Here is a 25,857-nt window from a genome sequence, read left to right as displayed (position 1 = left end):
AGGCCCTATCAAGCCACCAGGCGTGCCAACAGCCAGGCCCATGCAGGCAGGGTCAGCAGCGACAGCAGGATGCTGTAGCCGACCATCGCTGCGGCCAGGCGCGGCGCCAGCCGATGCGTGATGGCCAGCGCGGCGGCGGTGATCATGGTGGGCATGGCCGATTCGAGCACGTTGGTCTGCAGCATCGCGCCATGCAGGCCGAGCGCCAACGACAGCGGCAACGCCAGGATCGGCATCACTGCCAACTTGAAGGCCAGGCCCACCGCCAAGGGTTTGAGTTCGTCCGCAGGCAGGCGCAACTGCAGCGAGAAGCCCACCGCCAGCATCACCAGCGGCAGCATCGCGTCGGCCAGGCTCTTCAAGCCCGCGCCGATCCAGGTCGGCGGCTGTTCCGGCATCACGGTCAATGCAAACAGCAATGCCCATAGCGGCGGGAAGCGCAGCACGCGCAACAGGATCAGCTTCGCGGTCGGCGGAGTGTCGCCGCTGTAGCGGGCCAGCACATACAGCCCGAACGTCGATAACAGCACGAAGGTGCCGAACTGGTCGTAGACCACCGCATACGGCAGGGCGTGATCGCCGATCAACGCGCGCACCATCGGAAAGCCGATGAAGCTGGAGTTGGTGAACACCACGCACATCAGCAGCGCGGCGTATTCCTCGCGCTTGAACCGGAACAGGCGGCTGCAGCCCCACAGCAGCGGCACGATGATTGCGGTCAGCAGCCACGGGGTGGCGATCACCCCACCCAGCGAGGCATCCAGGTGCAACCGCGGCACATAGGTCAGCACCGAGGCTGGCAGGCAGATGTACAGCACGATGCGATTGAGTACATCGGCGCTGTTGTCCGGCAGCACCCGCAAGCGCGCGAACAGCAGGCCCAGCCCCAACATCGCCAGAATCAACGCAAATGCATCCACTGCCATGGCGTGGTCAGGTCCGTGGGAAAGCAGCAATCAGCATCGCATAGTGAGCGTCGTGCCTGGATCGGCGTCCGTCTGGATCGGCGAGCGTGCCCACGCGTGGCGCAGATCGTTCGCTCAACGCCTGGCGACAGGCATGCCGAGGCTTGCCGCTTCTAGGATCCGGCCCATCACTATCGAACAACGCGAATCACGCACTGCTCTTAACCATGTGCACCGACCATCTCGACTGGTCCTTGCCTGCCTACCGTCGCGGGACCTTACGCGGCATGGATGCCGCGTAAGAGCCTACAGGGACGTACTTGCGGCGTGTCCCGCGATGGTGGGCGGGCAAGGGCCCTGCAGCAAAGCCGCAGATCAACCGCTCTACGATTGAGCTATCGCACGGGCGACTGCTTCAAAAGACCGACCATCTCGACAGGTCCTTGCCCGCCCACCGTCGCGGGACCTTACGCGGCATGGATGTCGCGTAAGAGCCTACATGGACGTACTTGCGGCGTGTCCTGCGATGGTGGGCGGGCAAGGGCCCTGCAGCCAAGCCGCAGATCATCCGCTCTACAACTGATCCATCAGCGTTGACCAATCCTTCGAAGCACGACACCCGAAGCAATCGACTTGGAGCGGTGGCTGCGTTGCCCGCTGGCGCCGGCCGCAAAACGGCGTGCGACGTGATGCACAGCGACGCGCTGCGGGGCTTTCTGCAGCGCGCCGCCGCCGAGTTACGGAAACGCCGGCGGGTTGGCCTGCCATGCCGCAAAGACATCGGCCAGGCTGGCGCGTTCGGCCTCGCGCCAATCCGGCAGCAGGGTGGCGTAGCTGGCGGTGCTGCTCCAGCGATCCGGCCAGGTGCGCACTGCAGCGGCATACCACTCGACCGCTTCCTGCTTACGCCCGGTGCGCCATAGCGCCAGCGCCGCAGTGGTCGGCAACCAGGCCGGCGCGGCCGGACGGCCGTTGGCCAGGCTGGCCCACTGCTGCAAGGCCTTGTCGGGCTGGTCGGCGCGCAACAGATCCCAGCCGTAGTTCCAGGTGATGGCGCGGTATTGCTGGCTGCCGTTGGAGACCAGCCCCAGGGCACCCTGGTAGAGCTCGTCGCCCAACTGCGTGCGTCCACCGGCATAGGCCAGCGAGGCGAGCTGCGCGCGCGGCTCGGCCGCGCGGGCGTCACGCTGCACCATCGCCGCCAGGCGGTCGACCACCGCATCGCCCTGCCCCTGCACCGCGACCACGGCCTTGGTGGTGCCGCGATCTTCGTCGAAATAGAACTCCTTGGGCTTGGGCAGGTTCTGCGCCTGCGCCATCGACCACACGCCCCCGAGCAGGGCCAACATCGCGGCCCATGCGTATTTCCTTTTCACTGGCTTTATCCCCTGACAGCAAACGATCCTTCCCGTCCCCATCGTAACCGCAGCGCGACGGCTGTGCATCCGCATGCAACGGGCGCGTGAAGAGCGACTGTTACACTTTGCACCGCCGTTTTGGAATCCGTCGGGCGGGTCATTGGTTTCAGATGACACGCACCGGGTCCCAGCCACCCTTTCCGGGCACGCCATGACCAGTACTGCTGCACTCTCTTCTCCCGACTCTGCCAATACGCCGGAGCTCGGCCAGGTGGATGCGGATTACACGCTGGAGCACAAGTACACGCGTGCCGATGGGCGCATCTACTTGTCCGGTGTGCAGGCGCTGGTGCGGCTGCCGTTGATGCAACGCCTGCGCGATGACGCCGCCGGCCTTGCGACTGCCGGCTTCATCAGCGGCTATCGCGGCAGCCCGCTGGGCGGTTTCGACCTGGAGCTGTGGCGTGCGCGCAAGCATCTGGACGCGGCCAGGGTGACCTTCACCCCCGGCCTCAACGAAGACCTGGCCGCCACCATGGTCTGGGGCACCCAGCAGACCAACCTGTTCCCCGGTGCCAAGGTGCAGGGCGTCTACGGCATGTGGTACGGCAAGGGCCCAGGCGTGGACCGCAGCGGCGATGTGTTCAAGCATGGCAACGCCGCCGGCACCTCGCCGTATGGCGGCGTGCTGGCACTGGCCGCCGACGACCATGCCTGCCGCAGCTCCACCCTGCCGCACGGCTCGGAAGAAGAATTCGTCAGCGCGATGATGCCGATCCTCAACCCGGCCGGGGTGCAGGACATCCTGGACATGGGCCTGCTCGGTTGGGCGATGAGCCGCTATACCGGGCGCTGGGTCGGCTTCAAGACCATTGCCGAGACGGTGGAGTCGTCGGCCTCGGTGGATGTGGATCCGTTCGCACGCAGCATCGTGCTGCCGGAGGATTTTGCGCTGCCGCCGGGCGGCCTGAGCATCCGCTGGCCGGACCCGCCGGTGGATCAGGAAATGCGCCTGCACCGCTATGCGATCGCCGCCGCACAGGCATTTGCACGCGCCAACCAGATCGACAAGCTGGTGCTGGATTCGCCGCATGCGCGGCTGGGCATCGTCACCACCGGCAAGAGCTATCTGGACGTGCTGCAGGCGCTGGAATACCTGGGCCTGGATGCGCAGGCCTGCGCGCAGATCGGCATCCGCGTGTACAAGGTCGGCATGACCTGGCCACTGGAGCCGGTGGGCATCAGCGCGTTCGCGCGCGGGCTCGACGACATCGTGGTGGTGGAAGAGAAAAAGGCCTTCATCGAGCGCCAGATGAAGGAGCTGTTCTACAACTGGCCGGCCAGCGCCGGTGCGCGGCCGAGCATCGTCGGCAAGTACGACGAGCAAGGCGAATGGATCCTGCCGTCCACCGGCGAGTTGACTCCGGCCACGATCGCGGCGGTGATCGGCAAGCGCATCCAGCGCTTTGCACTGCCGTCCAGCGCGATGACCGAGTCGATCGAACAGCGGCTGCGCTGGATGGACAGCAAGGAGGCCGAAATGGCCTTGCCGCGCGCGCTGTTCCCGCGCGTGCCGCATTACTGCTCCGGCTGCCCGCACAACACCTCCACCGCGGTGCCGGAAGGCTCGCGTGCGCTGGGCGGCATCGGTTGCCATTACATGGTGACCTGGATGAACCGCTCCACCGACACCTTCACCCATATGGGCGGGGAAGGCGTGACCTGGTCGGGGCAGGCGCCGTTCACCGAAACGCCGCACGTGTTCCAGAACCTGGGCGACGGCACCTATTTCCACAGCGGCTCGCTGGCGATCCGGCAATCGGTCGCCAGCGGCGTCAACATCACCTACAAGATCCTCTACAACGATGCGGTGGCGATGACCGGCGGCCAGCCGGTGGACGGCACGCTCACCGTGCCGGACATCGCGCAGCAGCTGCGCGCCGAAGGCATCCACACCATCGCGGTGGTCAGCGACGACATCGGCAAATGGACGCGCCGGCGCGAGCGCTTCCCCAGCGAGGTGACGTTCCACGATCGCAGCGAACTGGATGCGGTGCAGCAGCAGTTGCGCACGATCAAGGGCGTATCGATCCTGATCTACGACCAGACCTGCGCCACCGAAAAGCGCCGCCGCCGCAAGCGCGGCAAGCTGGTCGACCCGCCCAAGCGCGTCATGATCAATTCGCTGGTGTGCGAAGGCTGCGGCGATTGCGGCGAAAAGAGTTTCTGCGTGTCGGTGTTGCCCAAGGAGACCGAATTCGGCCGCAAGCGGCAGATCGATCAATCCAATTGCAACAAGGATTATTCCTGCGTGTCGGGCTTTTGCCCGAGCTTTGTCACCGTGCATGGCGGTGCGCCGCGCAAGGGCAAACAGCGCGATGCCAGCGCCCTGCTGGGCAACCTGCCCGCGCCGCCGCAACGCACCACGCTGCAACAGCCCTGGAACATCCTGATCACCGGCGTCGGCGGTACCGGCGTGGTGACCATCGGCGCATTGCTCGGCATGGCCGGGCACCTGGAAGGCAAGGGCGCCACGGTGCTGGACCAGACCGGCCTGGCGCAGAAGGGCGGCGCGGTGACCACGCATATCCGCATCGCGCGCCGACCGGCCGATATCCACGCGGTGCGCATCGCGGCCGGCGAAGCGGATCTGGTGCTGGGCTGCGACATGGTGGTGGTCAACGATTATTGGGCCCTGTCCAAGGTGCGCGACGGCCGCACCCAGGTGGTGCTCAACACCTACGAAGCGATGCCGGGCAACTTCACCACCCAGCCGGATCTGCAGTTCCCCGCCGCCGAGATCATTGCCGGCGTGCGCACCGCATTGGGCGGCCAGGAGCCGCTGTTGCTGGATGCCACGCAACTGGCCACCGCACTGCTGGGCGATGCGATCGCCAGCAACCTGTTCGTGCTTGGCTATGCCTGGCAACACGGGCTGGTGCCGTTGTCGCACGCCGCGCTGATGCGCGCGATCGAGCTCAATGGCGCGGCGGTGGCGATGAACCAGCAGGCGTTTGCGTGGGGGCGCCTGGCCGCGATCGATCTGCCGGCGGTGCAGCAGGCAGCGGGGTTGGGCAAGGGTGGCGAGCGTGCGCATGCACAGGGCGATACGCCGCCAGCGCGCGCACCGGGCAGCTGGGAAGAACACGATCTTGGCGGGCAGACCGCACCGCATGCGCTGGCGCAGAGCGACGGCAACACGCTGCATGGCGATGTCGATGCGCCTACGCATCCGCTCGACGACGAGCAGCTGGCGCAGTCGCTGGACGAAGCCATCGCGCGGCGCGTTGCGTTTCTGACCGACTACCAGGATGCCGCCTACGCACAGCGCTATCGCAGCCTGGTCGAGCGCGTGCGCACGCACGAAGCGCAACAGGCGCCCGGCAGCAGCGCGTTGAGCGAGGCGGTGGCGCGTTACTTCTTCAAGCTGATGGCCTACAAGGACGAATACGAGGTGGCGCGGCTGTATACGCGTGGCGACTTCCAGCGCCGGCTGCAGCAGCAGTTCGACGGCGACTACACGCTGCGCTTCCACCTGGCACCGCCGCTGTTGGCCAGGAAGGATGCGCACGGCCACGCGATCAAGCGCGAATACGGGCCGTGGATGTTCACTGCCTTCAAGCTGCTGGCGCGACTGAAGTTCCTGCGCGGCGGCAAGCTGGATGTGTTCGGCTACAGCGCCGAACGGCGTGGCGAGCGTCAGCTGATTGCCGATTACGTGGCGACAGTGGACACGCTGCTGCAACGGCTGGATGCCGACAACGTCGGCCTGGCCGCGCAGATCGCCAGCATTCCCGAGCACATCCGCGGCTATGGGCATATCAAGCACGCGCATCTGGAAGAAGCCAAGGCACGCGAAGCGGCGCTGCTGGTGCAGTGGCGCAATCCCAAGGCCCTGCATGTGGTGCAGGCGGCGTAGGTCTGGCTGAGCGGCGTTGCAGCGTTAAAGCGTTGCGCGCTGATGATGGGGCGTTGCCGGTAGTGCGGCAGTGACGGGCTGATGTGTCGTGGCACAGATGCCGCGCAACGACCGCTGCGGCGGCGACTGATCGCGCTGCCGCATGACGGCGATCAGTGCCGGATGGGGCGATGGGCTGCCGGCGTCACGATCGGCTCGCAAAGGCACTCCTGCCGCGCACGCGAGCGGCGCTGCGCACGCAGCGCCCCACCCGTCATTCGAAATGCCGGCCGCGCCTCAGGCGAACCGGCCCACGCACAGTTCGCACATCGACCACTTCGCCACGTTGGGTGATCTGCACCACGTCGCTGCCGGCCAGATCAGCGGCAACGCTGCGGATCTGCGGCATCAGCGCGCGCCAGCGCGCTTCGTCCCCGCTGAGCGCGCGGGCGACCTCGGACGGGCAGATCGATTGCTCCGGCAGCCGGCGCGCCAGCAGCGCGCGGATGGTCGCGACGATCTGCGCGTCGTCGATCCGTTGCACGCCAGACGCCAGAACTCAGAGCGGGCGCAACACGCGCAGGCCGAACCAGTCCTTGGCATCGTTCCAGCCGTGAGTGACTTTCAGCCCCGCAGCGGCGGCAAGTTCGGCAAAGCGTGCGTCGGTGTACTTGTAGCTGTATTCGACCTGCATCGCCTCGCCTTCGGCGAACTCGAATGCCTTGCCGCCCACCTGCACGCGCTGGGCGCGCTGGCTGATCAGGAAGGTTTCGATGCGGCCGCGCTCGCGCGCATACACCGCGTGGTGGCGGAAGCCGTCCAGATCGAAGTCGCTGCCGATCTCGCGGTTGAGCCGCGCCAGCAGGTTCAAGGTGAACTCGGCAGTGACGCCGGCCGCATCGTTGTAGGCGGCCTCGATCAGGCCGGCATCCTTGTCCAGATCGATGCCAATCAGGGCGCACCCGTCGCTGCCCATGGTCTGGCGCATCGCATCGAGCAACTCGATGGCGGCATCATCGGTGAAATTGCCCAGCGTCGAACCGGGGAAGAACACCAGATGCCGGCGCGCCGGGCGCTGCGCCTGCGGCAGCTGCAGCGGCTTGGTGAAGTCGGTGCATACCGGCAGCATCTGGATCTGCGGGAACTGCTGCGCCAGCCGCGCGGTGCTCTCAAGCAAGGCAGTGCGCGAGATTTCCAGCGGCGTGTAGGCCACCACATCGCGCAGGCCCTGCAGCAGCAATTCGGTCTTGCGCCCGCTGCCGCTGCCGTATTCGACCACGTGCACGCCAGCGCCGATCGCCTGCGCGATCGAGGCCATGCTGGCCTCTAGCAAGGCCAGTTCGGTGCCGGTGAGGTAGTACTCCGGCTGCCGGGTGATCGCCTCGAACAGCTGCGAGCCGTGCGCATCGTAGAAATACTTCGACGGCAGCGTCTTGGGCGTTTGCTGCAGCCCGGCCAGCGCGTCGGCGGTGATGTCGTCCGGTTGCGGGCGCAGGTCGGTCAGCGCGGCGTGCGCGCGTTGCATGGCATGGGCGGCGGCGTTCAAGGCAGATCCTTGGCAAGGCGCACGCCGGCAAACTGCCAACGCGCATCGGAGGGAAAAAAGTTGCGGTAACTGGCGCGGACGTGGCTGGCCGGCGTGGCACAGCTGCCACCGCGCAGCACCCATTGCGCATTCATGAATTTGCCGTTGTATTCGCCTAGCGACCCGGGCCACGGCGCAAAGCCGGGATACGGCAGGTAGGCGCTGCCGGTCCATTCCCAGACATCGCCGAACAACTGCTGCAGGCCGGTATCCACCGCGTCGGCGCCGCGCGGATGCAAGGCGTCGCTATCGACGAAATTGCCCTGCACCGGCACACCGGTGGCGGCCTGTTCCCACTCGGCTTCGGTGGGCAGGCGCGCGCCGGCCCAGCGCGCGAACGCATCGGCTTCGAACAGGCTCAGGTGGCATACCGGCGCGTGCGCGTCGCGTGGGCGCCAGCCATCCAGGGTGAATTCGCGTCCGTCCGCGTCCCAATACAGCGGGTGCTGCCAGCCTTGCGCCTGCACCATCGCCCAGCCATCGCTGAGCCAGGCACCGGCGCTGCGGTAGCCACCGGCGTCGATGAACTGCTGGAACTCGGCGTTGCTGACCACCCGATGCGCCAACGCATGCGCACCGACCAGCACGCGATGACGCGGCGACTCGTTGTCGTAGGCGAAGGCATCGGCCTGCGGCCATGCCGCTGCGCCGATCTCCACGATCTGTTCGTCGCGTGCCTGCCAGCGCAGCGTGCTGGCGGCTGCGGCAGGCGATGCCGGGGAATCGCGATAGGCCGGCTGCAGCGGATTGCTCCACAGCGCGTGCTTGATGTCGGTCAACAGCAATTCCTGGTGCTGCTGCTCGTGCTGGATGCCGAGCTGCACGATGGTGCAAGCCTGCGCATCCAACACCCCATCACGCAGGCGCTGCTGCATCTGCGTATCGACCGCGGCCCGGTAGTCGCGCACCTGCTGCAACGACGGTCGCGACAACACCCCGCGACGCGCGCGCGCGTGCATCGGGCCCACGCTCTGGTAGTAGCTGTTGAACAGGAAATCCCAGGCCGGGTCGAACACACGGTAGGCCGGATCGGCCTGCAGCACGAAGCGTTCGAAAAACCAGGTGGTGTGCGCCAGATGCCATTTGCTGGGGCTGGCGTCGGGCATGCTCTGCACCATTGCGTCTTCAGCGCTCAGGGGTGCGGCGAGGCGATCGCTCAGCGCGCGGGTCTGCGCGTAGCGTTCCAGCAGCGTCAGCTGCTGTTGCTGGTGGTGGCCCAGCAGAGATGAGAGTGCAGACATCGCCATATGCTTGAGGAGCGCCTGTGAACGCGCCGTGTCGGCAGCGTGGCAGCCAGCGGTAAGCTGTCGCCATGCCTTCTTTTTCTCTGTCCAGCCTGCTCCCCGCGCCCGTCGAATGGGAACACCGCCAGCAGGCATTTGCGTTACCTGCCGACATCACTTATCTGGATGCCGCCTCGCGCGGCCCGCTGCTGCGCGCGGTGCAAGCGGTCGCGCATCAGGCGGTGGATGCGCTCGCCACCCCGTGGCAGCTGCCGTTCGATGCCTGGCTGCAGGACATCGAGCGTTTGCGCATGCTCGCTGCAGGCCTGTTCGACGCCGATGCCGACGGCGTGGCGATGCTGCCCTCGGCCGCGCACGGCCTGGCGACTGCCGCACGCAACCTGCCGCTGCAACGCGGCGAGGCGGTGCTGCTGCTGGAAGGCCAGTTCCCCTCGAACCTGCTGATCTGGCAACGCCGCTGTGCCGAGGTGGGTGCGCACATCGTGGCGGTGTCCACGGCCGGTGGCGATGCCTTGACCGCAGCGGTGCTGCAGGCCATTGCCCAGACATCGGCATTGCGCATCGTCACCTTGCCGCATGCGTACTGGCTGGATGGACGACAGCTCGATCTGGACCGCATCAGCGCCGCGGTGCACGCACGCGGTGCGGCGCTGGTGCTGGATCTGAGCCAGAGCCTGGGCGTGCTGCCGACCGACCTGCCGCGCTGGCGGCCGGACTTCGTGGTCAGCGTCGGCCACAAATGGCTGCTGGGCCCGATGGGGCTGGCCTGGCTGTGGGTGGCCCCGCAATGGCGGGTGCACGGCGTGCCGATCGAAGAACACTGGATCGGCCGCGATGCCGGCAGCAGCTGGGAATTTCCGGTCGCCCAGGCGCCGTCCTATCGCAGCGGTGCGCGCCGGTTCGATGCCGGCGGCGTTGCCGATCCATTGCGGATTGCGATGGCGACGGTGGCCTTGCAGCAGGTCGCTGCCTGGCAACCGGCGCGCATCGCGCAGGCGCTGGGCGCGCTCACCGCGCGTTGGGATGCGGCGCTGCAGGCACGCGGTCTGGGCAACTGGTGCATGCCCGCCCACGCGGCGCATCTGACCGCGTTGCAGCCGCCAGCAAACCGGCTGGATGCGGTGGCGACGGCGTTCGTCGCGCGCGGGGCGATCTGCACACGCCGACACGGACGTTTGCGTATCGCACCGCACCTCAATGTCACCGAAGATGCGCTCTCAGCCCTGATCGCAGCGCTGCCAACCGCCTAACCGTAGGAGCGGACCAGGCCGCGATTGGGCTTACCCGATAGCGCCCCGTCGCGGCCGGGTCCGCTCCTACGGGCTCAGCCGCGCTGGCGGATGCGCAGCCCACGCGGCGTGACCCAGCGCTCCAGGCCTTCGAACACCGCCTGCACAATCAGCGCAAGCACCGCCGCAGGAATCGCGCCTTCCAGGATCAGGCCGATGTCGTCCAGGCGGATGCCGGTGAGGATCGGTTGGCCGTAGCCGCCTGCGCCGATCAAGGCGCCCAGCGTGGCGGTGCCCACGTTGATCACGGCCGCGGTCTGGATGCCGGCCACGATGGTGCGACGCGCCAGCGGCAGTTCCACCCGCCACAGGCGCGTCCATGCCGGCAGCCCGATCGCCTCGGCGGTCTGGCGCAACTCGCGCGGGATCGAGGTCAGCCCGGCATGCGTGTTGCGCACGATTGGCAGCAGGCTGTAGAGAAACAACGCGGCAATCGCCGGTTTGGCGCCGATGCCGAACAACGGAATCATGAAGACGAACACTGCCAGCGACGGCAAGGTCTGCAGCACGCCGGTCAACGACAGCACCACCTGCCCGAGCCGCGGCCGCCGGGCCGCCAGCACGCCCAGCGGCAACGCGATCAGCAAGGCAAAGCCCAGCGAGATGCCGACCAGGGCCAGATGCTCGCGCGTATGCCGCAGCAGACGCGCCACACGCGAGTCGGCTGCCGATGCCGGCGCAACGCCCAGCCACTGCGCAGCCACCGCCGCCTCGGACTGACGCTCCAGCTTCACCTGTGCGTTGAGCCGCTGCATGGTCGCCTCGTCGATGCGCCCCTGCAGCCCCTGCAATGCCTTGAGCATCGCCGGTGAGCGCTGCGCCAGGTCCTTGCGATACAGGAATACCGCCTGGTAATCGGGAAAGTAATGGCGGTCGTCGCGCAGCACCTGCAGCCGGTAATACGGAATTTCCGCATCGGTGCTGTACAGATCGGTGACCTCGATCGCTCCGCTCTGCAGCGCGCGGTAGGCCAGATCGTGATCCAGTCCGGTCGCGGTCTGCGGCAGTGCATAGGCGGCGCGCACGCCCGGCCAGCCATCGGCGCGCTGCATGAATTCGTTGCTCAGCCCGATCTTGAGCGATGGATGCCGTGCCAGATCCGACATCGATGCGATGCCAAGCGCCTGCGCGCGCTCGACGCGCATGCCGAAGGCATAGGTGTTCTGGAAGCCGAGCGAGTCGGTCATCGCCAGCCCACGCGCGTCCAGTGCGGCGCGCAGTTCGGCCTGGCTGGCCTTGGGCAGCTGCAGCAGTTCCTGCGCCAGCGTGCCGGTGTATTCGGCGTACGCATCGATCTGCCCGGTCTCCAGCGCGCGCCACAGGATGCGCGTGCCACCGAGCTGCGCGCGGTGTTGCACGTCCACGCCGTCGCGCTGCCCGGCGGCGGTGGCGATCTCGCCCAGCAGCACGGCCTCGGTGAAGTTCTTCGAGCCGACCGTCACCTGCGCGGCCTGCGCACCGACGCTTGCGATCAGCAGGGCAACGGCGAGCAGCACGCGCGCGATCATGCGGCGTCGCCGATGCTGCGCTGCGCAGTGAGAAAGCGCTGCACGAACGGATCGGCCGGCTGTTCCAGCAAACTGCGCGCACTGCCCTGCTGCACCACCTGGCCGGCCCGCATCAGCACCAGGGTGTCGGCCAGATAGGCGGCTTCGGCAACGTCGTGGGTCACCAGCACCACGGTCTTGCCGAGCTGGGCGAACAGCGCGCGCATCTGCGCCTGCAGGTCGTAACGCACGATCGGGTCGAGCGCGCCCAGCGGCTCGTCCAGCAGCAGGGCCGGTGGATCCAGCATCAGCGCACGGATCAAGCCCACGCGCTGGCGTTGACCGCCAGACAGCTCGGCCGGATAACGCGCCAGCAGCTCCGGCGGCAGCTGGCAGAGCGCGCACAGGGTCTGCAGGCGTTGATCGATGCGCTGGCGCGTCCAGCCCAGCGTCTGCGCCAGCAACACCACGTTGCTGCGTGCATCCAGATGCGGAAACAGCCCCCCCTCTTGAATCACATAGCCGATGCGCTGGCGCTGCGCCTGCAAGCCGGCGCGTTGCAGCGGCGCACCATCGAAGGCGACCGTGCCGCTGTCCGGCCACTCCAGCCCCACCAGCATCCGCAGCACGGTGGACTTGCCGGCGCCGCTGGGGCCGATCAAGGCGGTGGTGATGCCGCTGGCGAACTGCAGGGAGACGGTGTCGAGGGCAATGGCCTGGCCGTAGCGCCGGCTGACCTGGTCGAGAGTGAACATGCGCTCGAGCTTGCCGAACGCAGCGTCAGACGCGCGCGAAGGTACGCATCAGCGCGGCGGCGCCAGCAACTCGCGCGCGCTCAGGTAGCCGTCGCCGTTGGCATCCTGCCGCGCGAAGCGCTCGATCAGCGTGGCACGATGCGCGGCACGGGTGATCGGCTTGCCGCGTCGGCCAGGCAGCTCATCGCCCTGCAGCACGCCGTCATGGTCCAGGTCGCGCTGCTCGAAGGCATAGCTCATCCAGGCCAGATATTCATCGCGGCTGACCCGGCCATCGCCATCGGTATCCATGCGTTGCAGATACTGCTGGCTGTCCTGCACCTGGGCGTGCGCCTGCGCAAGAAAAGCCGGAGCGCATACGGCACCCGCCAGCAGCAGGCCGCGCGCGATCAAGCCATGCGATCCGCGCACACACACAGCAGCACGCGTGCCCCGACGATTACGACCCACTCAGCGCATAACCCTTCAGCCGCGCCGCATAGGCCTGCAGGGCGGCATTGCCGCTGGCTTCGGCCTCGTGACACCACTGCTGCAGGTGCTTGAGCCGTTCGGACGCATCGTGGCTGCGCGCCTCCAGCACCGCAGTCAGGCGTGCGCGGTACTCGACCAGCGTGCGCATGCGCGGGCGCTCGGCCACCCAGTGCTGCAGTTGCGCGCGCGCATCGGGCTTAAGCCAACGCCCGTCATCGACCAGGCCCTTGCGCAGCCGCCGCGGCAACAGCTGCCGCAACTTGGCGCCGGTGGCTGCAGCCTCTTCGCGCAGCGCCGGGGTGAACACATTGCGCTGGTAATCGGTCATCGCCTGGAAGCGATGCGAGAGCAGGGCCTTGAGCGTGTCGGCATCGGGCACGGCGATGTTGGGGCGGATGTCCAGCGACGGCGCCACCCGCAGCACCTTGGCCAGGCCGATCGCCTGCAGCCCGCGGATGGCGACCCAGCCGATATCCAGCTCCCAGCGCCGCATCGAAAACCGCGCCGAGCTCGGGAACGCATGATGGTTGTTGTGCAGTTCTTCGCCACCGATCCACAGCGCCCACGGCGTCAGGTTGGTGGAGGTGTCGGCCGACTCGAAATTGCGATAGCCCCACCAGTGGCCCAGGCCGTTGACCACGCCGGCGGCCCAGAACGGAATCCACGCCATCTGGATCGCCCACAGCGCGATGCCGGGCAAACCGAACAGCACCGCGTTGATCACCAGCAACGCGATCGGGCCGGCATTGGCATGCGGGGTGTACAGATGCCGCTCGATCCAGTCGGTGGGCGCGCCCTTGCCGTATTGCTCGATGTCGGCACGCTGCGCGCGTGCTTCGCGGTACAGCTCCACGCCACGCCAGAACACCTGGCTGATGCCCTTGGTCTGCGGGCTGTGCGGGTCTTCCTCGGTCTCGACCTTGGCGTGATGCTTGCGATGGATCGCCACCCATTCGCGGGTGATCATCGAGGTGGTCAGCCAGGTCCAGAAGCGGAAGAAGTGCGCCACCACCGGATGGAAGTCCACACCGCGATGGGCCTGGCTGCGATGCAGGTACAAGGTCACCGCGAAGATGGTGAGCTGGGTGAACACAAGCAGCACCGCCAGCATGCCCCACACGCCCAGCCCGGCCACGCCGGAAGTCAGAAGGTCGATGATCGGGTCGGACAACATCGGCATCTCCACAGCGGCGCCATCGGGTTGGGTCGATGGAGACATGATGGGGGCGATGGCGGCAAACTTCACCCTTCGGATGCGTAGGGTGCGCCCTACATTTCTAAAGCGGTTCACACGCTTCCCCTCCCCACTGCGCCTGATGTCACCCGTATGACGGTTACTGCCGAAATGTCCACCGATCCTGCTGCTGTTGCCAACGCCATCCCGTTGATCGAGCTCGACCAGGCCAGCGTGATGCGCGGCCAGGTGCGCGTGCTGCATGCGCTCAGCCTGCGCATCGCGCTGGGGCAGCACACCGCCATCCTCGGCCCCAATGGCTGCGGCAAATCCTCCTTCATCAAACTGATCACCCGCGAGCTGTATCCGCTGGTGCGCGCCGACGGCCAGGCGGCGGTGAAAGTGCTCGGGCAGGTGCGTTGGCAGGTGGACCGCCTGCGCTCGCAGCTGGGCATCGTCACCGGCGACCTCAGCGTCAACCTGGCCGACATGCCGGGGCTGGATGTGGAAAGCGCGGTGCTGTCCGGTTTCTTCGCCAGCTATGTGGTGCCACCGCATCGCGAGATCAGCGACGACATGCGCGCGCGGGCACGGGAGGCCTTGGCCCTGGCGCGCGCGCTGCCGTTGCTGGACCGGCAATTTGCCGAACTGTCGGCCGGCGAAACCCGCCGCGTGCTGATCGCGCGCGCACTGGTCAACCGCCCGCAGGCGCTGCTGCTGGACGAGCCGTCCACCGGCCTGGACCTGGTGGCGCGACAGCACCTGCTCGACACCATGCGTCACCTGGCCCGGCAAGGCATCACGCTGATCCTGGTGACCCATCACATCGAGGAAATCGTGCCGGAGATCGCGCGGGTGATCCTGCTGCGTGCCGGCACCGTCGTGGCCGATGGTCCGCGCGATGCGCTGCTCACCGACGCCAGCCTGTCGGACGTGTTCGGCGGCCCGGTGCGGGTGCAGCGCGACGGCGAGCGCTATTGGGCAACGGTGGGCGAGTAAGCGCCACCCGCCCGGCCGCGCGCGCAGCCCGGGGACCTTGCGCAAGCTGCGCGACGACAGCCGGCAGCGACGCGTTCCGGACAGGCCACAACCGCGCCCAACCGCACCTTCCGGGCATGACCTTGGACACGGGACGCCGTCACCGCGGCTGCGCTTAGACTCGGCGCACGCACAGACAGGAGTCGTCCCGATGGCCCAGTGGTATTTCCATGTTCCCGGACAGGCCGATCGCATCGGCCCGCTCGACGATGCCAGCGCCCGCGCGCATGCCCAGCGCCAGCCCGACGCGCTGGCCTGGCGCGACGGACTCGATGGCTGGACGCCGGCCCGCCAGCTGGCCGAGCTGCAGGGCGGCAGCGGCCTGCCGCCGCCGCTGACCGGCGCGGCCGGGCGCGCCGACGAGATCGACTACCGCATCGTCGGCAACGACATGCAGTTCGTCGAGGTCGAGCTGGACCCGGGCGAAAGCGCCATCGCCGAGGCCGGCGCGCTGATGTACAAGGACGCCGCGGTGCAGATGGACACCGTGTTCGGCGACGGCTCGCATGCCGGCCAGAGCGGCGGCGGCGGGCTGATGGGCAAGCTGCTGTCGGCCGGCAAACGCGTGGTCACCGGCGAGAGCATGTTCACCACCGTGTTCACCCATGCCGGCAGCGGCAAGGCCAGGGTCGCATTCGCCGCGCCCTATCCGGGCACGGTGCTGGCGCTGCGCCTGTCCGAGCATGGCGGGCAACTGATCTGCCAGAAGGACAGCTTCCTGGCCGGCGCGCGCGGCGTGTCGCTGGGGATCGCGTTTCAACGCAAGATCCTCACCGGCCTGTTCGGCGGCGAGGGCTTCATCATGCAGAAGCTCGAAGGCGACGGCTGGGTCTTCGTGCATGCCGGCGGCACCGTGGTGGAACGCGAGCTCGGCCCTGGCGAACGCATCGATGTGGACACCGGCTGCGTGGTCGCCTACCACGCCGGCGTGGACATGGACGTGCGCCGCGTCGCCGGGCTGAAGAGCATGTTCTTCGGCGGCGAAGGCGTCTTCCTGGCAACCCTCACCGGCCCCGGCAAGGTGTGGCTGCAATCGCTGCCGTTCTCGCGCATGGCCGGCCGCATGCTGCAGGCCGCCCCGCAGGCCGGTGGACAGCAACGCGGCGAAGGCTCGGTGCTGGGCGGCCTGGGAAGATTGCTGGATGGCGACAACCGGTTTTGATGGGGTGACGCGGCAGGCGGGTGTGCCGGCACCCTTCTCCTGCCGGGAGAAGGTGGCGCGTCGCGCCGGATGAGGGGACCGGCGAAGCCTGCTGCGATCACATGTGGCTTCGCTCCTTACCCTCACCCCCGCTCCGCGCCCCCGGCCCGTGCAGGTGGCTGCGGTCATCGCCCGAATGAACGGCTCGCCCTTCTTGCCGGGACAAGGCAGTGCAACACCTGCAAACGATGCCGTTCTGAACAATCTCCACGCACGCCTACCATCAGCGCCACCGTGACGGCACGCGTGTATTCTCCCTCGCCTTTCCCATCGACGTTTTCGCCATGACTGCGCTCCGCCGCCCACGCTCGCTTGCCCTGTTGTCCATGCTCGGTCTGCTCTCGGCCTGCGGTGGCGAGCCGCGCCCGGCAGCACCGGCGCCGGTGGTGCAGGCACCGTCTGCCGGCGCGGTCAAACCGGTGAAGATCGGCGTGGCGCTCGGTGGCGGCGCGGCCAAGGGCTTTGCGCATATCGGCGTGATCAAGATGCTCGAAGCCAACGGCTTTGCGCCGGTGGTGGTGTCGGGCACCAGCGCCGGCAGCGTGGTCGGGGCGCTGTATGCCAGCGGCATGGATGCGTTCCAGATGCAGGAAAAGGCCGTCGCGCTCGACCAGACCAGCATCCGCGATGTGCGGATCTTCTCCGGCGGCCTGGTGCAGGGCCAGAAGCTGCAGGACTACGTCAACGAACAGCTCGGCGGCAAGCCGATCGACAAGTTGCGCAAGCCGTTCGCGGCGGTCGCCACGCGGCTGGAAGACGGCGAACGCACCGTGTTCGTGCGCGGCAATGCCGGCCAGGCGGTGCGCGCATCCAGCAGCATTCCCGGCGTGTTCGAGCCGGTGACCATCGGCCAATACCACTATGTGGACGGCGGCGTGGTCAGCCCGGTGCCGGTGGATGCCGCGCGCCAGCTCGGTGCGGAATTCGTGGTGGCGGTGGATATTTCCAGCAAGGCCAGCGGCAAGAATCCCGGCGATCTGCTTGGCACCGTCAACCAGTCGATCTCGATCATGGGCCAGCGCCTGGGCGAGGCCGAACTCAAGCGTGCCGATGTGGTGATCCGCCCAAAAGTCAACGACATCGGCTCGGCCGATTTCAACCAACGTGGCGCGGCCATCCTGGAAGGCGAGCGTGCCGCGATGGCGGCGATGCCGCAGATCCGCGCCAAGATCGCGCAGTTGCAGGCGCAGCGCAGCAGTGCCACCCGCACCGCCGCCGAGCAGGCTGCTGCCGCCAAGGCGGAGGCGTATCGGCGCTGCCTGCAAGAGCGCTCGCGCTGGCAGAAACTGCGCGGCAAGGACGAGGCCTGCGTGGCGCCGTGAGGCAAAGGCGGTGCGAGGCGATGCGCAGCTGATGCGGGTGCCGCGGGAGGTTCCTGCGGAGCTGAGCGGGCGTGGGCGCCTGTTTCGAGACGCGCGCATTTTTAAAGCCGATGCGTAGGACGACTGCGTTGTTGGATGCATTGTGTTGATGCACCGAGGGTGTGCCGGACAAGGTCGCGGCCTGGGCCGCTCCTACGACGGTGTGGCATTTTTTCAGGTGCGCTGAGGCGGGATCGGGTCGCGGCCGGGGCCGCTCCTACGATGGCGGGGCGGTCTTTGGGTGTATTGGGTAACGTCGGCGCGGCCAGCACCGCTCCTGTAGGAGCGGCCCTGGCCGCGATGCCTTACCGGTAACGCATCCGCTTCATCGGCAACGCCTCAATAGCGCCAACGCAACGACAGGCTGACAAACCGCGGCTCGCCGTAGTTCTGGTAATCCAGGTTGGCCCAGTAGGTCTTGTCGAAGGCGTTGCGTACCGCCAGCGTGGCGGTCCATTGCTCGCTGATGCGGTAGTTGGCGTTGAAGTGCACCAGTGCATACGGGTTCTGCACCACGGTCACCGGCGTGGTGGCGCCGGTACCATCGCCGGTGGGGCGCTGGATATTGAAGCCGCGCACCGCGCTCTGCCAGCTGACGCCGCCGCCGATGCTCAGGCGCTCCCAGGCGCCGGGCAGGCGCAGCTGGGTGGACAGCTGCAGGTAATCCTCGGGCAGGTTGGCGTAGATCGCATCGGTGGGCGGGCGCGTCACATTGACGTGGGTAAAGCCGGCATTGACGGTCCAGCCGGGCAGAATTTCGCCGTTGAAATCCATTTCCCAGCCCCGGCTCTTGGTGCCGTTGATGCCGATGTAGGCCGAATTGCCGTCCGGCAGCGAGGATTCCGGCTGGGTCATGTCGCGCACGGCGAAGTTGTCCTGCTTGGCCTCGAACACGGCGGCGGCGGCCATCGCACGGCCGTCGAACAACTGCGCCTTGATGCCGGCTTCCAGGTTGGAACCTTCCACTGGGGCGAGCAGGTTGTTGTCCTTGTCGCGGTAATTCTGCGGGTTGAAGATCTCGGTATAGCTGGCGTAGAGCGACACATCCGGCACGATGTCGTAAACCAGTCCCACATACGGGGTGACTTCGTCGCTCACCTCGTACCGGCCGCTGGTACCGGTGTAGGCGCCGCTGGCGTCGAAGGCCTGGGTGCGGGTTTCCCAGGAGCTCAGGCGTGCACCGGCGATCAGCGACAGCGGGTCGGCCAGACGCAACCGGGTGGAGGCATACACGCCGCGCTGCGTGGTGCGCGCTTCGCTGCGGCGGCCGGTGCGCGCATAGGTCACTTCGGAAATATCGCCATCCCAGTTGCGGATATTGGGGATGAAATAACAGCGCTCGGGCGGGCCAAAGTCGTTAGGACAGCTCGCCCAGTCATCGGGATAGGTCTGCGCGACGCCGTAGGAGGTCGACTGCAGATCCTGCCAGCTGCCGCCGACCACCACATCGTGCTGGCGGCCGAACAACGAGAAACCGCCGGACAGGTACACGTCCACGCCATCGCGCGCGTCGCTGGTTTCGCCGGCGCCGGTGCGCAGAAAGATGCCGCTGCCATCGGTGGCCGGATAGCCGGTGCCGTAGACGCGCAGGCTCTGCACATCGCCCTTGGTGTGCGCGTAGTTGACGCGCAGCAACCAGTCCTCGCCGAAGCGTTGTTCCAGGTTGACGAAGGCGGTGCTGGTCTCGCGTTGCCAGCGGCTCCACTTGGGCGCCATATTGGTCGAGCGCGGCAGGTTGGCCGGCGAACCATCGGCGGCGAAGAACGGCACCGTGCCCCAGGTCGAGCCGACGGGGGTGTTGTCCTGGCGCTGATAGCCGACGGTGAGCGTGGTGCTGTCGGTCAGGTCGCCTTCCAGCACCGCCATGCCCGACATCTTGTTGTCGTGGTACCGGTCGTAGTAGTAATCGCGGTCCTGCCAGGCCGCGACCACGCGGCTGCGCCAGCGCCCGTCTTCGGTCAGCGGCGCATTGACGTCGGCCTGCATGCGGCGGAAATCCCAGGTGCCGGCACTGACTGCGAACGAGGCATCGAACTCCTTGCCCGGGCGCTTGCGCAGCAGGTTGACCGTGGCCGAGGGAATGCCGGCACCGGTGAGCAGGCCGTTGGCGCCGCGGATCACCTCGATGCGGTCGTAGAAGACCGTGTCGTATTCCTGGTTGGTCGCACCGCTGTAGGTGGGCAGGCCATCGACCTGGAAGTCGGTGATCTGGAAGCCGCGCGCGAAATACAGCGGGCGCTGGGTGTCGTAGAACGACACGTTGACACCGGTGACGTTGCGCATCACATCGTCGATGCTGAACAGCGATTGCTCTTCCAGCCGCTGCAGCCCGATCACGCTCACCGATTGCGGCGTTTCCTGCAGGGTCAGCGGCAGGCGCGTGGTGGTGGCCGGCTGCGCGCGGCTCACCGCGCCGTTGACGTTGACCTGGTCCAGCGTCTTGGCGTTGCTTGCATCGGCGGCGGCATCGTCAGCACGGGCAGCGCAGGGCGTCAGCGCCAACGCGCACAGCAAGGCAGCGGACAACGTGGCCAGGGGAGCGGAAATCGCGGGCATTGGAGGGTTCTCGTCGATCGGTGCGGGACGCGCGGCGTCACCGGGCAAAAAAACGCAGGCATGCGCGGCGCGTCCCACTCGGGCGACGAGCTGGCTGGCCCTGCCGGGCTGGCGGATCGACGAGAAGACATGCCGGGCGCAGCCGGATGTTACGCAAATGTAAATCGTTATCGTTTGAGAGGCAAGTCACAGTGCACGTGTGCCTGCCTCACACAGCTCGCCGGATCAGCCCAGATGCGAGAGTGGCAGGCCTTCCGGCGCCTTCACCGTGCGCAGCACGAAGCTGGAATTGACGTCGGACACGCCGGTCGCATTGAGCAGGCGGTCGAGCAGGAAGCGCGAGAAATGCTCCAGGTCGCGCACCTGCACCTGCAGCAGGTAATCCATGTCGCCGGTGAGCGCCCAGCAGGCCACCACCTCGTCCCAGCCGCGCACGCCGTCGGCAAAATGTTCGATATCGGCCTGCCCGTGCTGCTCCAGCTGCACCCGCACGAAGGCCTGCAGCCCCAGCCCCAGCGCCTTGGCATCCAGGCGCGCGCCGTAGCCGGCGATGATGCCGGCCGCCTCCAGCCGCTGGGTGCGGCGCAGGCAGGCCGAGGCCGACAGATTGACCTGCACCGCCAGCTCCGCATTGCTGCTGCGGCCCTGCGTCTGCAGTAGGGCGAGCAGGCGCAGATCGGTGCGGTCCAGGGCGATTGGCTGGTCCATATGTTGCGCAGCAGCAGCGGGTGACGCACGAATCTTGCGCCCGGGGTTGCTGCACGCGCAAGTTTCGCAATCCCGTTGCGTGGCCGTCGGGCTAAGGTGGGCGCTGATCATCGGGAACCGCCGCCGCATGAACATCGCACCGCAACGCGTCGAAAACCAGCTCACCGACAAGGGCTATGTGCCGGTCTACACCACCGCCGTGGTCGAGCAGCCGTGGGATGGCTACAGCGCCGACGACCACGCCACCTGGGGCACCCTGTACCGCCGCCAGCGCGCGTTGCTGGTGGGGCGCGCCTGCGACGAGTTCCTGCAGGCGCAGGATGCGATGGGCATGGGCGACACCCACATTCCGCGTTTCGATGCGCTCAATGCGGTACTGCAGGCGGCCACCGGCTGGACCCTGGTCGGCGTGCAGGGCCTGCTGCCGGAGCTGGATTTCTTCGAGCATCTGGCGAACAAACGCTTCCCGGTGACATGGTGGATCCGCCGCCCCGAGCAGATCGACTACATCGCCGAGCCGGACCTGTTCCATGACCTGTTCGGGCACGTGCCGCTGCTGATGAATCCGCTGTTCGCCGACTTCATGCAGGCCTATGGCCATGGCGGGGTCAAGGCACACGGCATCGGCGCGGACGCACTGCAGAACCTCACGCGGCTGTATTGGTACACGGTGGAGTTCGGCCTGATCGCCACGCCGCAGGGGTTGCGCATCTTTGGTGCCGGCATCGTGTCGTCCAAGGGCGAATCGTTGCATTCGCTGGAATCGTCGGCCCCCAACCGGATCGGCTTCGACCTGCGACGCATCATGCGTACGCGTTACCGCATCGACAGCTTTCAGAAGACCTACTTCGTCATCGACAGCTTTGCGCAATTGATGCGCGCCACGGCACCGGATTTCACTCCGCTCTATGCCGATCTGGCGCAACAGGCGCAGGTGCCGGCCGGCGCGGTGCTGGAGACCGATCGGGTCCTGCAGCGCGGTAGCGGCGACGGCTGGAGTACGGACGGCGACGTGTGAGGCCGCACCGACTCGACACCATCGCCGGCGCAGACTATGGTCAAACCTCCCCATACCGCCTTCGCTCAATGGACCTGACGCAGCTTCGCATCCGGCGCTTGGAGCTGGACGACACCCGCCTGCTGTTCACCCTGGCCAACGGCATCCGTATCGAAGAGCCGATCAAGGCGCAGCGGCTGTTGTTGAAGGCAACACCGCCGCAGCGCGCGCAATGGCAGCTCACCGACGACGGCTTCGGAGTGAACTGGCCGGCGGTGGCGCCGCCCACGGATGAGGGGCTGCTCAACATGCCCGAGTTGCTGTGGCGCCGCCGCAGCGCACGCGCGCAAACCAAACTGACCGCGCTGCGCGGACGCATGGATGCCCTGTCGCCGGGCGAGCGCGAGCTGGTGGCCTTGGCGCGGCTGGATGCGGACATGAGCGAGAGCGGCTATGCACGCTACTTCGACCGCTGGGACGCCGCCACCCGGCGTGATGCGTTGCAAGGGCTGGGCGCGATGGGCGCGGCGCAGGCGCGCCAGGCGATCGAAGGCCTGGGCACGGTATTCGAACGTCTGGAAGAAGACCCCAATCTGCTCAGCATCGAAGACATTCTCGACGCGATGAGCGAGACCGACCGCCAGCGCGTGGATGGCTGGGAAGAGGTCTACTACCGCCGCTCCGGCGAACTGGCGCGGCTGGGACTGACCCACTACGGGGTCGACAAGGCGTAAGCGCGCCTGCAATGACGCGCATGGCTCACAGCCGGCATTGCGCATCATCCGCACCCGCAACGCGCTCCCGATGCACCGGGCCTATCTCAGCCTGCCGGCTTGGCGAGATAGGCCAATAGCAGCACCAGTGGCTCTTCGCCGGTCTGCTGCAAGGCGTGGGTGCTGCCCGGGCGCGTCAACAATGCATCACCGGCATTGACCTGGTACTGCTTGCCGTCCAGCGCGTACAGCCCGCGCCCGCTGACGATGTAATAGATCTCGTCCTTGTCGTGCAGATGCAGGCCGATGCCGGCGCCCTTGTGCAGCACGCGCTTGCGCAGCACGAGCGGCAGCTGCGCTACGTCGGCAAAGAACGGATACGCCGTGGTCGGCCCGGCACCGCCATGCGGGCCGGGTTGCGCGCGTGCGAGATCGCGTTCGTGCGCCACCAGCGAGGGATGCGCCTGCGCCGCGCGTTGGATGGCGGTGTCGGGAGCGGCGCCGCAATCGGCATCGCGGAGAAGCTGTGGCTTGAGAGCGGGTTGCAACTGCACCCAGCCATGTACGACCAGGCATGCCACGGCGGTGGCGCCGGCGCGGCTGAAGTGGGTGCCGTCGGCTTTGCCTTGTTCGGGAACGAACAGGAAGTACGGTCTGGCCGCCTGTTCGCCGAGGGCACGGATCCAGTCGCTGGAACTGGCGTTGAGATCGATCAGGCCCACGTGTTCCTGCGCAGCGAGTTGCTGCATGGCCAGGGTGTAGCGGCCGTGGGTGTCGAGCAGCGCGCCGAAGTCGTAGAGCAGACGGGCAGCGGGCGTGATCAGGATCGGCGTGGCACCCCTGTCGCGCGCGGCGGCGATATAGTGGCGCAGGAACTGCTGATAGTCGCCCTGCGGGTCGGTGTAGCGGGTTGGATCTTCGTGTTTGGCGTCGTTGTGGCCGAACTGGATCAGCAGCACGTCGCCGGCCTGGATGTCCTTGGCGATGGCATCCAGGCGCCCTTCGGCGATGAAACTGCGGGTGCTGCGGCCGCCCTTGGCGTGGTTGCGCACCTGCCATTGCGCCGGGTCGAACCACTCCTGCAGCATCTGGCCCCAGCCGGCCTGCGGCGCACGCTCGGCACCGTATTCGGCAGCGGTGGAATCGCCGGCGATGAAGATGCGGTGTGGGTCGGCGCGGGCGATATTTACGGAGAGCAGCAGCAATGCGAACAGCAGCAGACGCATGGTGGGCTCCGGGAACAATGCTAAGGACGCGACGCTGTTTCCTTCTCCCATCGGGAGAAGGTGCCCGAAGGGCGAATGAGGGTGCGGCGGCACAGGAAATGTTGGACGGCCGTACTGTCGTCTCAAGCCTTTCAAGCCTCCCCGTTCAGGGCAGCTGTCTTCCGCCTTACCCTCACCCCAACCCCTCTCCCGGCGGGAGAGGGGCTAAAACGCAGTGGCTAATTACGCAGCTGCTGCAGTGGCTTCGGGCTTGCCCAGCACGCCGGCGACGAAGTTGCGGATCTCGGCGTCCTGCGCGTTATCGAAGAAGCACTGCTGGAAACGCTCGCCGCCCACGGCCTGCTTGATCAGCTCCGGGTCGATGGCGCGCAGGCCGTCCAGGTAGGACTTGGCGGTGGCCTGCTTGACCTGAGTCAGGATGCCGGCATTGGCGGCCTGCGATTCGCGACGCTCGGCCGGGTAACCCATGCCGCGCTCGCCGCTGAAGGCCTTTTCGAAGATGTAGCGCACGTTGATTTCCGCGCCCCAGCCGTAGCCCTTGGCGAACGCCAGCGACAGCGCGTTGCCGTTGTTGACCTGGGCGAACAGGTAGGCGTCGGTCGGCTCGATGCAGTAGCCGCAGAACACGCCCGGATGCGCGTTGAGCGACATCATCGCGCCCTGGCCGGTGCCGCAGCCGGCGACGACGAAGTCCACGGCCTTGGAGTTCAGCAGCAGGCTGGCGACGATGCCCAGGTGGATGTAGGTCAGGCGGTGGTCGTTGTCGCCGTCCATGCCGACGTTGAAGACGTTGTGGCCCTGCTCGCCGGCGACGTCGTTGAGCTGCTGCAGGATCACCGGGTTCTTGCCGGCCTGACTGAACTCATTCATGAGTGCGATTTTCATGGGGATGCTCCGATTGGTGTGGGGAAGTTGTGTCGACTGTGGAGTTGGTTGGTGTGCGCGCCTGGATGCGGTCTTGCTTCGCTTTTCAGGTGCCTTGTCGGTAAGCGATCAGGTGCTGAAGAACTTGTCGGAGCTGCGGTACGCGTCTGGTCGTGTACGTGCACCCCGACCCTCATCCGCCCTTCGGGCCCCTCCTCCCGGAGGGAGAAGGGACCGGGTGGGTTTGACTCAGCGTGCCAGCCAGCCGCCGTCGACCGGAATGATGGCGCCGTTGACGTAGTCCGAGGCGCTGCTGGCCAGGAACACCGCGGTGCCGCCGAGGTCGGCCGGCACGCCCCAGCGCGCGGCCGGGATGCGGTCCAGGATGGCCTTGTTGCGGTCCTGGTCGGCACGCAGCTGGGCAGTGTTGTCGGTGGCCATGTAGCCGGGCGCGATGGCATTGGTGGTCACGCCCTTGCTCGCCCATTCGTTGGCCAGCAGGCGCGTGATACCGGCGATGCCGGACTTGCTGGCGGTGTAGGACGGCACGCGGATGCCGCCCTGGAACGACAGCATCGAGGCGATGTTGATGATCTTGCCGCTGCCCTGGGCGATGAAATGGCGGCCGGCGGCCTGCGCCATGAAGAAGGCCGATTTCAGATTGACGTTCATCACGTCGTCCCAATCCTGCTCGCTGAAATCCACCGCGTCGGTGCGGCGGATCAGGCCGGCGTTATTGACCAGGATGTCCAGGCGACCCAGGCCGTCCAGCGTTTCCTTGAGGATGCGCTCGACCGGTTCGACGCTGATCAGGTTGGCCTGGATGGCGACGAAGCGGCGGCCCAGGCCCTTGACCAGTTCCTCGGTCTCGGTCGGCGCCTGGATGCCGGCGGCGGCGATGTCGGCGCCGGCCTGCGCCAGTGCCAGCGCGATGCCCTGGCCCAAGCCCGTGTTGGCACCGGTGACCAGTGCGACCTTGCCTTCGAGACTGAACGGATTGCTCATTACCTTATCGCTCCTGCTGGGT

21 protein-coding genes are annotated in these 25,857 nt (G+C 67.1%); 7 read left to right on the top strand and 14 right to left on the bottom strand.

Annotated elements, in window-relative coordinates; genetic code table 11:
- Positions 1 to 8: 8 nt before the first annotated feature.
- Together XARJCFBP2528_RS06880 and XARJCFBP2528_RS06875 are read right to left on the bottom strand one after the other, a co-directional pair.
- The gene (locus XARJCFBP2528_RS06880) at positions 9 to 926 is read right to left on the bottom strand and encodes an AEC family transporter (RefSeq protein ID WP_016904237.1); all 918 of its coding nucleotides are present in this window, start codon (positions 924 to 926) and stop codon (positions 9 to 11) included.
- Positions 927 to 1,642: 716 nt separating this feature from the next.
- Complete coding sequence (locus XARJCFBP2528_RS06875; protein WP_026064055.1) at positions 1,643 to 2,281, bottom strand: tetratricopeptide repeat protein; 639 nt, start codon at positions 2,279 to 2,281, stop codon at positions 1,643 to 1,645.
- A 193-nt stretch (positions 2,282 to 2,474) separates the two neighbouring features.
- Between XARJCFBP2528_RS06875 and XARJCFBP2528_RS06870 the strand changes: the two genes are divergently transcribed.
- Entirely contained in the window at positions 2,475 to 6,182 is a 3,708-nt protein-coding gene (locus tag XARJCFBP2528_RS06870) for an indolepyruvate ferredoxin oxidoreductase family protein (RefSeq protein WP_047124529.1), read from the top strand.
- Positions 6,183 to 6,435: 253 nt separating this feature from the next.
- On the opposite strand, the gene XARJCFBP2528_RS06865 is transcribed toward XARJCFBP2528_RS06870, so the two are convergent.
- From XARJCFBP2528_RS06865 to egtB, 3 genes are read right to left on the bottom strand one after another with little or no spacing between them, the layout of a single operon-like run.
- On the bottom strand, positions 6,436 to 6,705 hold the full coding sequence (locus tag XARJCFBP2528_RS06865) for a DUF3253 domain-containing protein (protein ID WP_016901211.1): 270 nt from the start codon (positions 6,703 to 6,705) through the stop codon (positions 6,436 to 6,438).
- 15 nt (positions 6,706 to 6,720) lie between these two features.
- On the bottom strand, positions 6,721 to 7,707 hold the full coding sequence (egtD, locus tag XARJCFBP2528_RS06860) for an L-histidine N(alpha)-methyltransferase (RefSeq protein WP_016901212.1): 987 nt from the start codon (positions 7,705 to 7,707) through the stop codon (positions 6,721 to 6,723).
- Positions 7,704 to 8,993, bottom strand: a complete 1,290-nt coding sequence (gene egtB / locus XARJCFBP2528_RS06855; protein ID WP_016901213.1) for an ergothioneine biosynthesis protein EgtB — start codon at positions 8,991 to 8,993, stop codon at positions 7,704 to 7,706. The genes egtD and egtB overlap by 4 nt, the downstream gene beginning before the upstream one ends.
- A 65-nt stretch (positions 8,994 to 9,058) precedes the next feature.
- Here egtB and XARJCFBP2528_RS06850 point away from each other — a divergent pair, with 65 nt between their 5' ends.
- On the top strand, positions 9,059 to 10,240 hold the full coding sequence (locus XARJCFBP2528_RS06850) for an aminotransferase class V-fold PLP-dependent enzyme (protein ID WP_016901214.1): 1,182 nt from the start codon (positions 9,059 to 9,061) through the stop codon (positions 10,238 to 10,240).
- A gap of 74 nt (positions 10,241 to 10,314) precedes the next feature.
- On the opposite strand, the gene XARJCFBP2528_RS06845 is transcribed toward XARJCFBP2528_RS06850, so the two are convergent.
- From XARJCFBP2528_RS06845 to XARJCFBP2528_RS06830, 4 genes are read right to left on the bottom strand one after another with little or no spacing between them, the layout of a single operon-like run.
- Entirely contained in the window at positions 10,315 to 11,787 is a 1,473-nt protein-coding gene (locus XARJCFBP2528_RS06845) for an ABC transporter permease/substrate-binding protein (protein WP_016901215.1), read from the bottom strand.
- Positions 11,784 to 12,521 (bottom strand): ATP-binding cassette domain-containing protein, encoded by a 738-nt coding sequence (locus tag XARJCFBP2528_RS06840; protein ID WP_016901216.1) that lies wholly within the window; start codon positions 12,519 to 12,521, stop codon positions 11,784 to 11,786. Before XARJCFBP2528_RS06840 ends, XARJCFBP2528_RS06845 begins: the two co-directional genes overlap by 4 nt.
- 48 nt (positions 12,522 to 12,569) lie before the next feature.
- Complete coding sequence (locus XARJCFBP2528_RS06835; RefSeq protein WP_087962239.1) at positions 12,570 to 12,914, bottom strand: EF-hand domain-containing protein; 345 nt, start codon at positions 12,912 to 12,914, stop codon at positions 12,570 to 12,572.
- 46 nt (positions 12,915 to 12,960) lie between these two features.
- Positions 12,961 to 14,166, bottom strand: coding sequence for a DesA family fatty acid desaturase (locus XARJCFBP2528_RS06830; protein ID WP_016901218.1), 1,206 nt, complete (start codon positions 14,164 to 14,166; stop codon positions 12,961 to 12,963).
- Positions 14,167 to 14,319: 153 nt separating this feature from the next.
- Between XARJCFBP2528_RS06830 and XARJCFBP2528_RS06825 the strand changes: the two genes are divergently transcribed.
- The 3 genes from XARJCFBP2528_RS06825 to XARJCFBP2528_RS06815 all read left to right on the top strand — a co-directional run bounded on the left by XARJCFBP2528_RS06825 (position 14,320) and on the right by XARJCFBP2528_RS06815 (position 17,727).
- Positions 14,320 to 15,165, top strand: coding sequence for an ABC transporter ATP-binding protein (locus tag XARJCFBP2528_RS06825; protein WP_016901219.1), 846 nt, complete (start codon positions 14,320 to 14,322; stop codon positions 15,163 to 15,165).
- Between the two features lie 190 nt (positions 15,166 to 15,355).
- Complete coding sequence (locus tag XARJCFBP2528_RS06820) at positions 15,356 to 16,366, top strand: TIGR00266 family protein (RefSeq protein ID WP_016901220.1); 1,011 nt, start codon at positions 15,356 to 15,358, stop codon at positions 16,364 to 16,366.
- A gap of 323 nt (positions 16,367 to 16,689) precedes the next feature.
- Positions 16,690 to 17,727, top strand: coding sequence for a patatin-like phospholipase family protein (locus tag XARJCFBP2528_RS06815; protein WP_016901221.1), 1,038 nt, complete (start codon positions 16,690 to 16,692; stop codon positions 17,725 to 17,727).
- Between the two features lie 378 nt (positions 17,728 to 18,105).
- Here the strand turns inward: XARJCFBP2528_RS06815 and XARJCFBP2528_RS06810 are convergent, their stop codons facing one another.
- Complete coding sequence (locus XARJCFBP2528_RS06810; RefSeq protein WP_026064058.1) at positions 18,106 to 20,322, bottom strand: TonB-dependent siderophore receptor; 2,217 nt, start codon at positions 20,320 to 20,322, stop codon at positions 18,106 to 18,108.
- Between the two features lie 225 nt (positions 20,323 to 20,547).
- Positions 20,548 to 21,030 carry an Lrp/AsnC family transcriptional regulator gene (locus XARJCFBP2528_RS06805; RefSeq protein ID WP_016901223.1) on the bottom strand — a complete coding sequence of 161 codons (483 nt, stop codon included), beginning with the start codon at positions 21,028 to 21,030 and terminating at the stop codon, positions 20,548 to 20,550.
- A gap of 127 nt (positions 21,031 to 21,157) precedes the next feature.
- On the opposite strand from XARJCFBP2528_RS06805, the gene phhA reads away from it, so the two are divergent.
- Together phhA and XARJCFBP2528_RS06795 are read left to right on the top strand one after the other, a co-directional pair.
- Complete coding sequence (gene phhA / locus XARJCFBP2528_RS06800; RefSeq protein WP_047124528.1) at positions 21,158 to 22,048, top strand: phenylalanine 4-monooxygenase; 891 nt, start codon at positions 21,158 to 21,160, stop codon at positions 22,046 to 22,048.
- Between the two features lie 68 nt (positions 22,049 to 22,116).
- A complete protein-coding gene (locus tag XARJCFBP2528_RS06795; RefSeq protein ID WP_016901225.1) occupies positions 22,117 to 22,761 on the top strand; it encodes a DMP19 family protein in 645 nt (214 codons plus the stop codon).
- Positions 22,762 to 22,847: 86 nt separating this feature from the next.
- Here the strand turns inward: XARJCFBP2528_RS06795 and XARJCFBP2528_RS06790 are convergent, their stop codons facing one another.
- The 3 genes from XARJCFBP2528_RS06790 to kduD all read right to left on the bottom strand — a co-directional run bounded on the left by XARJCFBP2528_RS06790 (position 22,848) and on the right by kduD (position 25,835).
- Positions 22,848 to 23,966, bottom strand: coding sequence for a GDSL-type esterase/lipase family protein (locus tag XARJCFBP2528_RS06790; RefSeq protein ID WP_016901226.1), 1,119 nt, complete (start codon positions 23,964 to 23,966; stop codon positions 22,848 to 22,850).
- Positions 23,967 to 24,188: 222 nt separating this feature from the next.
- Positions 24,189 to 24,851 (bottom strand): RpiB/LacA/LacB family sugar-phosphate isomerase, encoded by a 663-nt coding sequence (locus tag XARJCFBP2528_RS06785; protein ID WP_026064059.1) that lies wholly within the window; start codon positions 24,849 to 24,851, stop codon positions 24,189 to 24,191.
- 228 nt (positions 24,852 to 25,079) lie between these two features.
- Positions 25,080 to 25,835, bottom strand: coding sequence for a 2-dehydro-3-deoxy-D-gluconate 5-dehydrogenase KduD (gene kduD, locus XARJCFBP2528_RS06780; RefSeq protein WP_016901228.1), 756 nt, complete (start codon positions 25,833 to 25,835; stop codon positions 25,080 to 25,082).
- Positions 25,836 to 25,857 lie beyond the last annotated feature (22 nt).

This window comes from Xanthomonas arboricola pv. juglandis, assembly GCF_001013475.1.
In the GTDB taxonomy this organism is placed as follows: Bacteria; Pseudomonadota; Gammaproteobacteria; order Xanthomonadales; family Xanthomonadaceae; genus Xanthomonas; species Xanthomonas arboricola.
The sequence above is the reverse complement of the archived record's forward strand: the minus strand, read 5'-3'. Positions and strand labels throughout refer to the sequence as shown.